We start from the raw sequence: 14320 nt of genomic DNA, 5'->3' as shown, positions 1-14320 counted from the left end.
TTGCGACCCCTCAGGGGCGCGAGGAGCACACCACTCGGGGAGGTCCGACCCGTTGACCGGGGACGAACCTCCGTGGGTGGTGTGTTGCTCGCGGTGGGGGCACCTCCCGTCCGAAGGGTGGGGGATCCTCGCGCCCCTGAGGGGGGATTGCAACTAACGGTGCGTCAGCACGGCCTGCGGCGGAGGTCGTGGACGTAGTCCGCGGGGGCGCCGGCGGATTCCGCGGCGTCGGAGATCAAGCCGAGGTACCGCGCGGAGGGGAGGCCGCCCTCGTAGTCGTTGAGGACGTAGGTCCAGGCCGCGACCTCGCCGTCGAGGGTGTGCACGCGCACGCGGACCCTGCGGTAGAAGCCGAGGGGGACGCCCTCCCAGCGGTCCAGGCCGGGCTGGTCCATCGGCGCCACGTCGTACAGCGCGACGAAGACCTGCTCCTTCTCGTCCTCCACCACCGTCGCGATGGAGCCCTCCCAGCCGAACTGCTCGCCGCCGAAGGTGAGTCGCCAGCCGTCCAGCCAGCCCGTGCCCCGGAGGGGCGAGTGGGGTGCGCGGCGGCTCATCTGCCGCGCATCGAGATTGCTGGCATATGCGGCGTAGAGCGACATGCGGCATAGCGTACGGCAGCCCCGAGAGGGGTCGGTGTCGCCGGGGTGCCGCCTTGCGGGACAATGAGGAACGTGACTCGGATTGTGATCATCGGTGGCGGACCTGGTGGCTACGAGGCGGCGCTGGTCGCCGCTCGTCTTGGCGCGGAGGTGACCGTCGTCGACCGGGACGGCCTGGGCGGCGCCGCGGTGCTGACCGACTGCGTCCCCTCCAAGACGCTGATCGCCACCGCCGAGGTGATGACCACCTTCTCCAACTCCTATGACGAGCTGGGCATCACGGTCGCCTGCAAGGACGACGCCAGCCGGGTCGTCGGCGTGGACCTGGGCAAGGTCAACCGCCGTGTGAAGCGTCTCGCCATCGCCCAGTCGCACGACATCACCCAGTCCGTCACCCGCGCCGGAGTCACCGTGGTGCGCGGGTTCGGACGACTGGAGGGCGGACAGGCCCTGGACGGTTCGCGGGCCGTCATGGTCGACGTGCTGGACGAGGGCGGCCAGGTCGCGGAGACGCGCGAGCTGCGCGCCGACGTCGTGCTGATCAGCACCGGCAACACCCCGCGCGAGCTGCCGGAGGCCAAGCCGGACGGCGAGCGGATCCTCAACTGGACCCAGGTCTACGACCTGGAGGAACTGCCGGAGGAGCTGATCGTGGTCGGCTCCGGCGTCACCGGCGCCGAGTTCGCCGGCGCCTACCAGGCGCTGGGCTCCAAGGTCACCCTGGTCTCCAGCCGTGACAAGGTGCTGCCCGGCGAGGACCAGGACGCCGCGACCGTGCTCGAGGACGTGTTCCGCCGCCGCGGCATGAACGTCATGTCCCGCTCCCGGGCCGAGTCCGCCACCCGGGTCGGCGACAAGGTCGAGGTGACCCTCGCCGACGGCCGCGTGATCACGGGCTCGCACGTGCTGATGGCCGTGGGCTCGATCCCGAACACTAAGGGCATGGGCCTGGAGGAGGCCGGCGTCCGGCTTGCCGAGTCCGGTCACGTGAAGGTGGACCGGGTCTCCCGCACCACCGCGCCCGGCGTCTACGCAGCGGGTGACTGCACCGGCGTCTTCATGCTCGCCTCGGTCGCCGCCATGCAGGGCCGCATCGCGATGTACCACGCGCTGGGCGACGCGGTGGCCCCGCTCAACCTCAAGACCGTGGCCTCCAACGTCTTCACCGACCCGGAGATCGCCACCGTCGGCTACACCGAGGCCGACATCGAGGCCGGGAAGATGGACGCCGTCGCGGTCAAGCTTCCGCTGCGCGGCAACCCGCGGGCCAAGATGCAGGGCATCCGGGACGGCTTCGTGAAGCTGTTCTGCCGCCCGGGCACCGGCATCGTGGTCGGCGGCGTGGTCGTCGCGCCGAAGGCGAGCGAGCTGATCCACCCGATCGCGCTGGCGGTGGACAACAACCTGACGGTGGAGCAGATCGCCAACACCTTCACGGTCTACCCGTCCGTGTCGGGTTCGGTCGCGGAGGCCGCGCGCCAGCTGCACGTGCGCAAGCGCGAGGGCGCGAGCTGAGGGACCAGGCGGCACCACTGATGTCTGACGGTGCCTCAAGTTGCGGATGTGGCGCGCATTCTAGGGGTGGCGCGTGGTCGTCCGTGCCCAACTTCGGCAACAAGGCGCAAACGCCTGAAAGAAAACGGGCGTGCACGTTACCGTCAGTTTCGTGTTCGCAGCAGAACGTCGCCAGTTGATCCTCGAAATGGTGCGTGCCAACGGAGCCGTCTCGCTCCGGGAACTCGCCCGCGTCGTCCAGACCTCCGAAGTGACCGTGCGCCGTGATGTGCGGGCGCTGGAGGCCGAAGGGCTCCTCGACCGCAGGCACGGCGGAGCCGTGCTCCCGGGCGGCTTCTCGAGAGAGCCCGGGTATCCGCAGAAGACCCACCTCGCCGCCGCCGAGAAGAGCGCCATCGCCGACATAGCCGCGGCCATGGTCGCCGAGGGCGACGCCATCGTGGTGGGCGCCGGCACGACGACGCAGGAGCTGGCACGAAGACTGGCCCGGGTGCCCGGTCTGACGGTCGTCACCAACTCGCTGCTGGTCGCCCAGGCGTTGGCCCACGCCAACCGGGTGGAGGTGGTGATGACCGGCGGCACGCTGCGCGGGTCGAACTACGCCCTGGTGGGGAGCGGTGCGGAGCAGTCCCTGCAGGGGCTGCGGGTCACCCGGGCCTTCGTCTCCGGCTCGGGGCTGACGGCGGAGCGCGGGCTGTCCACCACGAACATGCTGGCCGCGAGCGTGGACCGGGCGCTGGTGCAGGCGGCAGCGGAGGTGGTGGTCCTGGCGGACCACGGCAAGCTGGGCACGGACACGATGTTCCAGACGGTGCCCAGCGAGGCGATCACCCACCTGGTCACGGACGAGAAGGCCACGCTGAGCGAGGGCGGGGCGCGGGAGCTGAACGCCTTGGCGGACCGGGGAGTTGAGGTCCATGTCGCCCCCATGGGCGCGGGGGCGGCGCTGCCGGCGGAGGCGCTGCCCCTGCCGAGGCGCGTGCAGGCCCCCTTTCCGGGCCAACGCCGCGCCCCGGTCCAAGCGGTAGCACCGGCCCGCTGACCTCAGCCAGGCACCTCCAGGGGCGCGGGGAACTGGGCGAGCACCACACCACCCGGGGAGGTTCGACCAGTTGATCGGGCCCGGACCTTCGTGGGTGGTGTGGTGCTCGCCCAGTTCCTCCCCCAGCCTCAGGCCGGGGATACCCCGGCGCCCCTGAGGGGCCATTCGGCCCCCAGCGGGGACGGGCGTCAGTCCTTGATTTCGCAGATGGCCGCGCCGGAGGTGATCGTCGCGCCCACCTCCGCGTGCAGGCCCACGATCGTGCCGGCCTTGTGGGCGTTGAGGGGCTGCTCCATCTTCATCGCCTCCAGGACGACGACCAGGTCGCCCTCGGCGACCGTCTGGCCCTCCTCCACGGCGACCTTGACGATCGTGCCCTGCATCGGCGAAGCCAGCGTGTCGCCGGAGACCGCGCTGCCGCCGCGGTTCGACGAGACCCGGCGCTTGGCCTTCGCGCCGCCCGCCGCGCGAGGCGCCGCCGCAGCGCCCGCGCCCAGGCCGGCCGGGAGGGAGACCTCGATGCGCTTGCCGCCGACCTCGACGACCACCGTCTCGCGGCCGCCCTCGCCGTCCTCCTCCGCCGCACCGGGAGCGCCGGTGGGCGTGAAGGGCGGGATGGTGTTGACGAAGTCGGTCTCGATCCAGCGGGTGTAGGTCTGGAACGGGGAGCTGGTGAAGGCCGGGTCCTCGACCACCGCGCGGTGGAAGGTCAGGGCGGTGGCCATGCCCTCGACCTTGAACTCGGCCAGGGCGCGCCGGGCGCGCTGCAGGGCCTGCTCGCGGGTGGAGCCGGTGACGATCAGCTTGGCCAGCAGGGAGTCCCAGGCCGGGCCGATGACCGAGCCGGACTCGACGCCGGAGTCCAGGCGGACGCCGGGGCCGGACGGCGGCTGGAACAGGGTGACGGTGCCCGGTGCGGGCAGGAAGTTGCGGCCCGGGTCCTCGCCGTTGATGCGGAACTCGAAGGAGTGGCCGCGGATCTCCGGGTCCCCGTAGCCCAGCTCCTCGCCGTCGGCGATGCGGAACTGCTCGCGGACCAGGTCGATGCCGGTGACCTCCTCGGTGACCGGGTGCTCGACCTGCAGGCGGGTGTTGACCTCCAGGAAGGAGATCGTCCCGTCGGCCGCGACCAGGAACTCGCAGGTGCCGGCGCCGACGTAGCCGGCCTCCTTGAGGATGGCCTTCGAGGCGGCGTACAGCTGCGCGTTCTGCTCGTCGCTGAGGAACGGCGCGGGGGCCTCCTCGACGAGCTTCTGGTGACGGCGCTGCAGCGAGCAGTCGCGGGTGGAGACCACGACGACGTTGCCGTGCTGGTCGGCCAGGCACTGGGTCTCGACGTGGCGCGGCTTGTCGAGGTAGCGCTCGACGAAGCACTCGCCGCGGCCGAACGCCGCCACGGCCTCGCGGACCGCCGACCCGTACAGCTCGGGGATCTCCTCCAGCGTGCGCGCGACCTTCAGGCCGCGGCCGCCGCCGCCGAAGGCGGCCTTGATGGCGATGGGGAGGCCGTGCTCCTGGGCGAAGGCGACGACCTCGTCCGGACCGGAGACCGGGTCCGGGGTGCCGGCCACCAGCGGGGCGCCCGCGCGCTGGGCGACGTGACGGGCCGTCACCTTGTCGCCGAGGTCGCGGATGGCCTGCGGCGGCGGGCCGATCCAGATCAGGCCGGCGTCGAGGACGGCCTGCGCGAAGTCGGCGTTCTCGGAGAGGAAGCCGTAACCCGGGTGGACCGCGTCGGCGCCGGAGTCGGCGGCGGCCTTGAGCACCTTGGCGATGTCCAGGTAGCTGGTGGCGGGCGTGTCCCCACCCAGGGCGAAAGCCTCGTCGGCCACGCGGACGTGGAGCGCGTCCCGGTCCGGCTCGGCGTAGACAGCGACGCTGGCGATGCCTGCGTCCCGGCAGGCCCGGGCGACACGGACCGCGATCTCTCCGCGGTTGGCGATGAGCACCTTGCGCACAATGGCTCCCTTCTCGAACCGAGGCGAGTTTATTGACTGGGCGGCGTTACCCACGAGTCCGCAGGAGTCGGCAGACACGGTGAGCTTTCCCACAGCATCGCTTGGCAGCCTTCGGCGGCACTGAATTCCAGCCTACGCGCGACCTCTTCCGGAGCTGACTACTCCTCAGTAAGGTGCGCCCATGCGGAGATGGACGGCACTGCTCGCGGTCGTGTTCCTGCTCGTGGACGCCCTCGCGGCGGCCTTCGTGGGGCTGGTGCTGGGCACGGCGGTGCACCGGCAGCACATGTCCTTCGGCGGGGCGGATCCGAACCTGATGTCGCTCGGGGCCTATGTCGGCCTCGGGCTGCAGGGCGGGTTCCTGCTCCTGGTGGCCGCGGTGCTGGTCGCCGTAGCCGTGCGCAACCGGGCACCCGGGCGCTTCGGCCGGATCGTGCTGCTGGCGGGCGCGATCCTGGTCGGCGTCCTGGCGGCGGTGTCGCTGGCGCTCTCCGGCCCGCTCAGCTTTGCGGTGCTGACGGTGACGCTGACGCTGCTGGTTCTCCAGCTGCTGGGGACGGGGATGGAGCCGCGGACCGCTGTTCCCGCACCGGCGGAAGCGGAGCAGGCTGCCCCGCCGCAGGCGCCTCCAGCGCCTGCGCAGTGACGTCTCCGACGAGCTCCACCACGTCCGGGCCGTAGGCGAAGGGCTGCACCACGCGCAGCAGCAGGGCGAAGGTCTGGTCGCCGGGGTAACGGCGTATCAATTCGCCGATGTGGCGGGTGAGATAGCGGACCGTCGCGAGGTTGGCCGTCGCGGTCTGGCCGTGCACCAGGAAGGTGGGACGCCCGCCCTCGCCCGCGGCGATGCGCAGCAGCAGGGCGTAGTCCTCCTTGGTCTTGTCCCGGACGAACTCACGGCCGCCGATGATCAGCTTGTTGGCGCCCCACTGCTCCCACTCGGCGGTGACCCCCACGCCGGGGAACTTCCAGCGCAGGTGCGCGGCCGAGCGGTCGTTGGCGTAGACGCCGCCGATGCAGAACTCGGTCTTGTCGCCCAGCCCTTGGCGCACCTCGTCGTGCGGCAGGACGGTGGCGGTGGCGCCGCACTCGCGGATCAGCGTGGCCAGCTCCATCAGGGCGTAGACGTCCCGCTGGGCGACGACGCGGTCCTCCTTGCCGGTGCCCGCCTTGCGCGGGACGACGACCAGCGCCTCGCTGCCGGCGGGCATGCCGAAGAAGGCGCGCCTGCGGTTCAGCCTGCGCCGGCGCAGGCCCGCCTGCAGCGACCAGGCCAGCACCGCGCTGACCGCGCTGGACACCACGCCCAGCACCACGTTCCAGACGTCCCCGCCCATGTCGCCCCTCCCGAACTCCCCTGTGTGCGACGGGAACCACGGTAGCGGGCGGATCGGACAGGGATCAGGTTGTCCACAGGTCGGTGATGCGGATCCCCAGCTCCGCGAGCAGCTTGCGCAGCAGCGGAAGGGAGAGTCCGATCACGTTGCCCGGATCGCCGTCGATGCCCTCGACGAACGGCGCCGACCGGCCGTCGAGCGTGAACGCCCCTGCGACGTGCAGCGGTTCGCCGGAGGCGAGGTAGGCCTCCAGCTCCTCGGGCTCCGGGTGGCCGAAGCGGACCACGGTCGAGGCGGTCGCGGCGGCCCGGGCGCCGGTGGCCGTGTCGATGACGCAGTGGCCGGTGCGCAGCACGCCCGCCCGGCCGGCCATGGCCTGCCAGCGACGCCGGGCGTCGTCCACGTCGGCGGGCTTGCCCAGCGCCCGGCCGTCCAGGTCCAGTACCGAGTCGCAGCCGACGACCAGTTGACCGTCCGTCAGCCCGGCCGCCACGGCGTCAGCCTTGGCCTCGGCCAGGACCAGGGCGAGTTCGCCCGGGGTGGGGGCGCTCAGCGCGTCCTCGTCCACCCCGCTGACGATCACCTTCGGATCGAGACCGGCCTGACGCAGCAGTCCGAGCCGGGCGGGGGAGGCGGAGGCGAGGACGAGGGACCGGTGTGCGCTCATGGGCCACAGGGTATCCGCCGCACTCGGCGGGCCCATCCGCTCCTCGCGGGGAGGTCAGATCATCACGACGACGAGGCTCAGGGTCGCGAAGAGCGCGATCAGCAGCCAGACCCGGCGCAGCAGGGCGCGGATGTCACGCTGCTGCTGAGGGGTGTCGTCGCGCGGGTCGGACCAGAGCACGCTTCCCACCATGCGGCCGGGGAGGCCCCGGCCGCATGAGTACGCGTACTCAACTTCCGTACCGGAAGCGGTGTCAGCGGTTCCACAGGGAGGTGCGCCAGGCCGTCGGGCCGGGGCGCGGGACCGGGCGCATCGCGGCGGCGCGGTCGGCCCAGACCCTTGCGGTGCCGTCCTGCTCCTCCCGGGCGGCGGAGCCGGCCGCCGCCCGGGCCGAGACCACCGCCAGGACGGCGGCGAGCTCCTCGGGGCTGGGGTCTCCGTGCAGCACACGGATCGGCGTCATCGGGGGCTCCTTCTACAGCGGGATGTTGCCGTGCTTCTTCGGCGGCAGCGCCTCGCGCTTGTTGCGCAGCGCCCGCAGCCCCTTGACGATGTGCTGGCGGGTCTCCGAGGGCAGGATCACCGCGTCCACGTAGCCGCGCTCGGCGGCGACGTACGGGTTGAGCAGGGTGTCCTCGTAGTCCGCGATCAGCTCGGCCCGCTTGGCCTCGCCGTTTCCGGCGGCCGTCGCTTCGCTGATCTCGCGGCGGTGCAGGATGTTGACCGCGCCCTGGGCGCCCATCACCGCGATCTGCGCGGTCGGCCAGGCCAGGTTGAGGTCCGCGCCCAGGTGCTTGGAGCCCATGACGTCGTAGGCGCCGCCGAAGGCCTTGCGGGTGATCACGGTGATCAGCGGCACGGTGGCCTCGGCGTAGGCGTAGATCAGCTTGGCACCGCGGCGGATGATGCCGTTCCACTCCTGGTCGGTGCCGGGCAGGAAGCCGGGGACGTCCACGAAGGTGAGCACCGGGATGTTGAAGGCGTCGCAGGTGCGCACGAAGCGGGCGGCCTTCTCCGAGGCGTCGATGTCCAGGCAGCCGGCGAACTGCATCGGCTGGTTGGCGACGATGCCCACCGAGTGGCCCTCGACCCGGCCGAAGCCGGTGACGATGTTGGGCGCGAACAGCTCCTGCGTCTCCAGGAACTCGCCGTCGTCCAGGACGTGTTCGACGACCTTGCGGATGTCGTAGGGCTGGTTGGCGGAGTCCGGGACGATCGCGTCCAGCTCCAGGTCCTCGTCCGAGACGGTGAGGTCCGCCTCCTCCGGGAAGGCCGGGGCCTCCTCCAGGTTGTTCGAGGGCAGGTAGGAGAGGAGGGCCTTGACGTACTCGACGGCCTCCTTCTCGTCGGTGGCCAGGTGGTGCGCCACGCCGGACTTGGAGTTGTGGGTGCGCGCGCCGCCCAGCTCCTCGAAGCCCACGTCCTCGCCGGTGACGGTCTTGATGACGTCCGGGCCGGTGATGAACATGTGCGAGGTCTGGTCGGCCATCACCACGAAGTCGGTGATGGCGGGGGAGTAGACCGCGCCGCCCGCGCAGGGACCCATGATCAGCGAGATCTGCGGGATCACGCCGGAGGCCAGCACGTTGCGGCGGAAGATCTCACCGTAGAGGCCGAGCGAGACCACACCCTCCTGGATCCGCGCGCCGCCCGAGTCGTTGATGCCGATGACCGGGCAGCCGGTCTTCAGTGCGAAGTCCATCACCTTGACGATCTTCTCGCCGAAGACCTCGCCCAGCGAGCCGCCGAAGACGGTGAAGTCCTGGGCGAAGACCGCCACTTGGCGGCCGTTTACGGTGCCGTAGCCGGTGACCACGCCGTCGCCGTAGGGGCGGGTGCGGTCCTGGCCGAAGTTGGTGGAGCGGTGCCGGGCGAACTCGTCGAACTCCACGAAGGAGCCCTCGTCCAGCAACTGCTCCACGCGCTCACGCGCCGTCAGCTTGCCCTTGGCATGCTGCTTCTCGACCGCGCGGGCGGAGCCGGAGTGCACGGCCTCGTCGATCCGCCGCCGCAGGTCGGCGATCTTGCCGGCCGTGGTGTGGATGTCGATCGGGTCGTTCGCGGGGGTAGACACGGCGTCGTGGCTCCCGTCAGAAGGGGTGAGGGGTTTCTGATCAGTAGGTTAGCCACGCGCTCCCGCTTGGGATACGCGGAGTGACTACCGTCATAGGGTGGGTTTGTGAGCGATTCCCCGTGGAGTGATCTCGACCGCCCGCCGTTGCGCGGCGGCCAGTTGGGCCGGTCCCTGATCCGGCCGGACGGCCTGTGGACCGAGCTGGAGGTGGTGGACAGCACCGGCTCCACCAACTCGGACCTGGCGGCCCGCGCCGCGTCGGGCGCCGCCGAGGGCGCCGTGCTGATCGCCGAGGTGCAGACGCACGGCCGCGGCCGGCTGGAGCGCAGCTGGTCCGCGCCGCCCCGGTCCGGGATCTTCCTCTCGCTGCTGCTGCGGCCGGGCGACGCCGGGGTGCCCAAGGAGCACTGGAGCTGGCTGCCGCTGCTGGTCGGTGTCGCCGCCGCCTCCGCGCTGGGGCAGACGGCGGGGGTCGACGTCCGGCTGAAGTGGCCGAACGACCTGTTGGTGCAGGTCGGCGACGAGGAGCGGAAGCTGGGCGGCATCCTCACCGAGCTGGCCGACGGGGGCAAGGCGGTCATCGCGGGCCTGGGGCTCAACGTCACGCTCAAGGAGACCGAGCTGCCGGTGCCGACGGCGGGCTCGCTGGCCCTGGCCGGGGCGCAGTTGACGGACCGCCAGATCCTGGTCCGGGCGCTGCTGCGGAGCTTCGAGGAGCTGTACGGCGAGTGGTGCGCCGACGCCGGTGACCCCGCGGCCAGCCGCCTCCGCGACGCCTACCTGGACGTGTGCGCCACACTGGACCGGGAGGTGCGGGCCCTGCTGCCGGGCGAGCGCGAGCTGGTCGGCCGGGCGGTGGACGTGGACGCCGCCGGGCGGCTGGTGATCCGCGCCGAGGACGGCGACGAGCACGCCGTCTCGGCTGGTGACGTGGTGCACCTGCGCGGGGTGTAGCCGCGTTCCGCTCCGTGGAGAGGTCGCCCGCAGACGTGTCGGAGCAGGCCGGATCCGTGCGACTATCTCTTGGCCAGGGTGTGAGCAAGAACACGCGGCGGAGCCGGGGAAAGCACGAGGACGGACAGGTGGGCGACGAGGCAAAGCAGCCCGACTCGGTGTCGCTGCAGCTGGAACAGCTGATCCTGGACGCCGAGCGCCGGTACACGCCGTACCAGGCCGCGCGGGCGGCGGGCGTCTCCATGGAGCTGGCCTCGCGCTTCTGGCGGGCGATGGGCTTCGCGGACATCGGGCAGTCCCGGGCGCTGACCGAGGCGGACGTGATCGCGCTGCGACGGCTGTCCGGCCTGGTGGAGGCGGGACTGCTCAGCGAGACGATGGCGGTCCAGGTCGCCCGCTCCACCGGGCAGACGACGGCCCGGCTGGCGGAGTGGCAGATCGACACCTTCCTGGAGCACCTGACGGCGGAGGCGGAGCCCGGACTGTCCCGGGCCGAGGTCGCCTATCCGCTGGTGGAGCTGCTGCTCCCGGAACTGGAGCAGTTCCTCGTCTACGTGTGGCGGCGCCAGCTGGCGGCCGTCACCGGTCGGGTGGTCCAGGCCGAGAACGACGAGGACATGCAGTCGGGTCGCCTGGCCGTCGGCTTCGCCGACCTGGTCGGCTTCACCCGGCTGTCGCGGCGGCTGGAGGACGAGGAACTCGGCGAACTGGTCGAGAACTTCGAGACCACCTGCGCCGACCTGGTCGCCGGCCACGGCGGCCGGCTGGTGAAGACGCTGGGCGACGAGGTGCTCTACGTCTCCGAGGACGCCACCACGTCGGCGGAGATCGGCCTTGCGCTGGTCGAGACGCTGGGCAAGGACGACACCATGCCCGCGCTGCGGGTGGGAATGGCCTTCGGCACGGTGACGACCCGGATGGGCGACGTCTTCGGGACCACGGTGAACCTCGCCTCGCGGCTGACGTCGATCGCGCCGCGGGACGCGGTGCTGGTGGACGAGGAGTTCGCCCAGGCGCTGGAGCGCGAGGGCGCGGCGGCCTCGCCCGGGGTCCCGCCGGGGGCGGCTGACGCCCTGTCAGCGGTGTCGGCGGTGGGCATCGCCCCGGAGGACCGCCCGGAGGTCGTCGAGGACCCGGGGTCCTACCCGTACCACCTGCAGCCGATGTGGCGCCGCCCGGTCCGCGGCCTCGGACTCGTCGAGCCCTGGCTCCTCACCCGCCGCCCCGGACGGCCGTAAGCCCTCCGGCAGGCGAGCAGCCCCCTCAGGGGTGCGAGGATCCCCCACCCTGCGGGTGGGCGATGCCCACCGCGAGCAATACACCACTCGGGGAGGTCCGGCCTGCAATCAGGGTGGAACCCCCGTGGGTGGTGGGCTGCTCGCTGTGGGGCACCTCCCGCCCGAAGGGCGTGGGATCCTCGCGCCCCTGAGGGGGCTGCCCGCCTGCATCCGATTCAGGTGGTTTGTCCCTACGCTGTTGTCGTCCTGGTCGAGCGCAGCGAGAGGCATCTGTGGCCGCAGCGATGGAGAACCCAGCCGTGAGTGCGGACGCCCGCCTTCGGGCCGTCGTCGAGCTCGCGCAGCTGATGGCGGGCGCGCGGACCCGCCGGGAGGCCCTGCAGGGGGCCGCGACCCGCATCCGTGAGGCCCTGCACGCCGACTTCGGGGCGATCTCCGTCTGGGAGCGGGACCGGGGCCGGCTCCGCGTCCTCGTCAACGAGGGGGCGCGCGCACCGGGGGAGGAGGAGTTCCCGGAGGACGAGTCCTACCCCCTGGCGGACTATCCCGAGATCGCGCAGTTCCTCGCCCAGCGCGGGCTGGGCGAGGGCTGGTCCCGGGACGGCCTGCCGCGGGCCTGGGTGCAGACAGTTGACGGTGTGTCGGCCAACGGCCCCGACTGCCGAGCACGCGCGGCGGGCCTGCGGCGGCGCGGGCGCGGCTGCGCCCTCGTCGCGCCGATCGTGGTCCGCGGCCGCGCCTGGGGCGAGCTGTACTTGGCCCGCGCGGTCGAGCGCCCGGTCTTCGACGACGAGGAGGCGTCCTTCGCCACCGTCCTCGCCGCCCAGTTGTCCGCCGGGTTGGCCCAGACGGAGGAGTTGGAGCAGGTCCGTCGCCTGGCCTTCACCGATCCGCTCACCGGGCTCGCCAACCGCCGGGCCATCGACGCCAGGCTCGACGCCGCGCTCGAGCAGCACCGTGCCGACGGCACCGTCGTCTCCCTCGTCGTCTGCGACGTCAACGGGCTCAAGAGGGTGAACGACGAGCAGGGCCACGAGTTCGGCGACCGGCTGCTGGAACGGTTCGCCAACCAGCTCTCGCTGTGCGGGACGATGCTGCCCGGCAGCCTGGTCGGCCGGCTCGGCGGGGACGAGTTCTGCCTGGTGGCAGCCGGGCCGAGCGCCGACGAGGTGGTCCGGGTCGCGGAGGAGCTGTGCGCGCAGGCGCTGACGCTGGAGCAGGGCGAGGGCGTGGCCTGCGGCGTGGCGTCCACGGGGGACCCGATCGGCCCGGTGACCACCGCCGACCGGCTGTTCCGGCTCGCCGACGCCGCGCAGTACCGGGCGAAGGCCGGCCAGGCCGCGCAGCCGGTGGTCGCCGGTCGGGGCGGGCGCCAGGATCTGACGCTCCGTCTGGCGGACGCCCCGCCCCGCCAAACGCCCGGGCTGCCCTCCGGGCGCCGGACCGAGCGCCGCCGGTTCCGCGGCGCCCGGCACAGCGCCGATCCCGGCCAGCTGCTCGCCGCCGCGGTCGCGGTGCTCGACGAGCACAGCTCGGCGGTCCGGCTGGACGAGGAGTCGGAGGTGCTGCCCCGCATCCATCCGGCCGACACCCTGGGCAGGTTGGAGGCCGTGGCCGAGACGGTGGCGCACCTGCTGGACGCCGTCGCGTGGTGGATCTCCTACGTCCCGCCCGGCACCGACCTGTGCCGGACGGCTCGGTACGGCATCCGCCGGATGACCCGCGGGCCGGCGGGCGCACGGGCCCAGGTGCAGCGCGCGATCAACGAGGCCCCGGACGCGGTCTTCGACCTGCGGGGTTACCCGCTGACCGCGCAGGCGGTGAAGGGCCACTCGTTCTGGCTGCGCACCGGAGCGGCGGACAACGACCCGGCGGAGGAGGCCGTCCTGGTCGTCGGCGGCTACCGCGCGATGGTCGCGGCGGGCGGCACCAACGCGGCCGGAGGGTGGCTGCTGGAGCTGTTCGCGGACGAGTCCACCCTGTCCCTCGCGGGCACCGGCCCCACGCTCCGCGCGCTCATCGCCGTCGCCCTCTCCGGCCCGTGCAGCCCGCCGTAGCGGTGGCTTCCGTCGCTCGTGGTCACGAGATGCGTTCGAAGCCCGCGTAGACGTTGGCGTTGCGGCCCCGGAGGAAGCCGACGAGCGTCAGGCCCAGCTCGTCGGCCAGGTCGACGGCCAGCGAGGAGGGCGCGGAGACGGCGGCCAGCAGGGGGATTCCGGCCATCGCCGCCTTCTGCGTGAGCTCGAAGGAGGCCCGCCCGCTGACCATCAGCACGTGGCCCCGGAGCGGCAGCAGTCCCTCGCGCAGCGCCCACCCGACGACCTTGTCCACGGCGTTGTGGCGGCCCACGTCCTCCCGCGCGCACAGGAGCCGGCCGTCCGCGGTGAACAGGCCGGCGGCGTGCAGGCCGCCGGTGGAGTCGAAGACGCGCTGCGCCTCCCGCAGGGCGTCGGGCAGGCCGTACAGCACCTCGGGGGCGACCCGGAGTTGATCCTCCGTCAGGTCCCAGGGCACCTGGTTCCGGATGGAGTCGACCGTCTCCCGCCCGCACAGCCCGCAGGCGCTGGTGGTCAGCAGGTTCCGGTGCAGGGACGCGGGGACGCCGCCGGACCGCCGCAGTTGCGCGTCGACGACGTTGTAGGTGTTCTGCCCGTCGGCGTCCGTGCCGGCGCAGTACCGCAGCGAGACCAGGTCCTCCGTGGCGCGGGCCAGGCCCTCCGCCGTCATCAGGCCGGCGACCAGGTCGAAGTCGTGGCCGGGCGTGCGCATGGTGACGGTCAGCGGCTCGCCGTTGACGCGGATCTCCAGGGGCTCCTCCGCCGCCAGCGCGTCCGGGCGGGTGCTGGGCTCGTAGCCCTCCCGCAGTCGCAGTATCTTCCGGCGCTCCGTCACTCGACCCATGTGACCGATCCTTCCACTCTCCTCCGGGAAGC

12 protein-coding genes and 1 pseudogene are annotated in these 14320 nt (G+C 72.3%); 5 read left to right on the top strand and 8 right to left on the bottom strand.

The annotated features are described in order from the left end of the window. Nucleotides 1-164: 164 nt before the first annotated feature. Complete coding sequence (locus ACFP3V_RS19795; protein ID WP_380585250.1) at nucleotides 165-602, bottom strand: gamma-glutamylcyclotransferase family protein; 438 nt, start codon at nucleotides 600-602, stop codon at nucleotides 165-167. Nucleotides 603-665: 63 nt separating this feature from the next. Between ACFP3V_RS19795 and ACFP3V_RS19790 the strand changes: the two genes are divergently transcribed. Next, nucleotides 666-2117 carry an NAD(P)H-quinone dehydrogenase gene (locus tag ACFP3V_RS19790; RefSeq protein ID WP_380585248.1) on the top strand — a complete coding sequence of 484 codons (1452 nt, stop codon included), beginning with the start codon at nucleotides 666-668 and terminating at the stop codon, nucleotides 2115-2117. A 187-nt stretch (nucleotides 2118-2304) separates the two neighbouring features. Continuing rightward, nucleotides 2305-3159, top strand: coding sequence for a DeoR/GlpR family DNA-binding transcription regulator (locus ACFP3V_RS19785; protein WP_380585315.1), 855 nt, complete (start codon nucleotides 2305-2307; stop codon nucleotides 3157-3159). Between the two features lie 188 nt (nucleotides 3160-3347). Here the strand turns inward: ACFP3V_RS19785 and ACFP3V_RS19780 are convergent, their stop codons facing one another. The 6 genes from ACFP3V_RS19780 to ACFP3V_RS19755 all read right to left on the bottom strand — a co-directional run bounded on the left by ACFP3V_RS19780 (nucleotide 3348) and on the right by ACFP3V_RS19755 (nucleotide 9195). After that, the gene (locus ACFP3V_RS19780) at nucleotides 3348-5117 is read right to left on the bottom strand and encodes an acetyl/propionyl/methylcrotonyl-CoA carboxylase subunit alpha (RefSeq protein ID WP_380585247.1); all 1770 of its coding nucleotides are present in this window, start codon (nucleotides 5115-5117) and stop codon (nucleotides 3348-3350) included. Nucleotides 5118-5617: 500 nt separating this feature from the next. Beyond that, nucleotides 5618-6454: a hypothetical protein gene (locus ACFP3V_RS19775; RefSeq protein WP_380585245.1), complete on the bottom strand. Its 837-nt coding sequence runs from the start codon at nucleotides 6452-6454 to the stop codon at nucleotides 5618-5620. 64 nt (nucleotides 6455-6518) lie between these two features. Further along, nucleotides 6519-7121 (bottom strand): nucleoside triphosphate pyrophosphatase, encoded by a 603-nt coding sequence (locus ACFP3V_RS19770; protein WP_380585243.1) that lies wholly within the window; start codon nucleotides 7119-7121, stop codon nucleotides 6519-6521. A 54-nt stretch (nucleotides 7122-7175) separates the two neighbouring features. Further along, a complete protein-coding gene (gene mmpB / locus ACFP3V_RS19765; protein WP_380585241.1) occupies nucleotides 7176-7301 on the bottom strand; it encodes a morphogenic membrane protein MmpB in 126 nt (41 codons plus the stop codon). Nucleotides 7302-7374: 73 nt separating this feature from the next. Further along, nucleotides 7375-7584 carry an acyl-CoA carboxylase subunit epsilon gene (locus ACFP3V_RS19760; RefSeq protein WP_380585239.1) on the bottom strand — a complete coding sequence of 70 codons (210 nt, stop codon included), beginning with the start codon at nucleotides 7582-7584 and terminating at the stop codon, nucleotides 7375-7377. A gap of 12 nt (nucleotides 7585-7596) precedes the next feature. Further along, entirely contained in the window at nucleotides 7597-9195 is a 1599-nt protein-coding gene (locus tag ACFP3V_RS19755; protein ID WP_380585237.1) for an acyl-CoA carboxylase subunit beta, read from the bottom strand. Nucleotides 9196-9300: 105 nt separating this feature from the next. Between ACFP3V_RS19755 and ACFP3V_RS19750 the strand changes: the two genes are divergently transcribed. The 3 genes and pseudogenes from ACFP3V_RS19750 to ACFP3V_RS19740 all read left to right on the top strand — a co-directional run. Continuing rightward, a complete protein-coding gene (locus ACFP3V_RS19750) occupies nucleotides 9301-10149 on the top strand; it encodes a biotin--[acetyl-CoA-carboxylase] ligase (RefSeq protein ID WP_380585235.1) in 849 nt (282 codons plus the stop codon). A gap of 128 nt (nucleotides 10150-10277) precedes the next feature. Next, a complete protein-coding gene (locus tag ACFP3V_RS19745) occupies nucleotides 10278-11387 on the top strand; it encodes an adenylate/guanylate cyclase domain-containing protein (protein WP_380585233.1) in 1110 nt (369 codons plus the stop codon). 284 nt (nucleotides 11388-11671) lie between these two features. Next, nucleotides 11672-12862: pseudogene (locus ACFP3V_RS19740) on the top strand (GGDEF domain-containing protein); the annotation flags it as partial. A 604-nt stretch (nucleotides 12863-13466) separates the two neighbouring features. Here ACFP3V_RS19740 and fdhD read toward each other — a convergent pair. Then, nucleotides 13467-14288 (bottom strand): formate dehydrogenase accessory sulfurtransferase FdhD, encoded by an 822-nt coding sequence (gene fdhD, locus ACFP3V_RS19735; protein ID WP_380585231.1) that lies wholly within the window; start codon nucleotides 14286-14288, stop codon nucleotides 13467-13469. Nucleotides 14289-14320 lie beyond the last annotated feature (32 nt).

The sequence above is a fragment of the Streptacidiphilus monticola genome (genome assembly GCF_042658505.1).
GTDB classification, from domain to species: domain Bacteria; phylum Actinomycetota; class Actinomycetes; order Streptomycetales; family Streptomycetaceae; genus Streptacidiphilus; species Streptacidiphilus monticola.
Note: the sequence above shows the minus strand (reverse complement) of the source record. Positions and strands in the feature narration are given on the sequence as shown.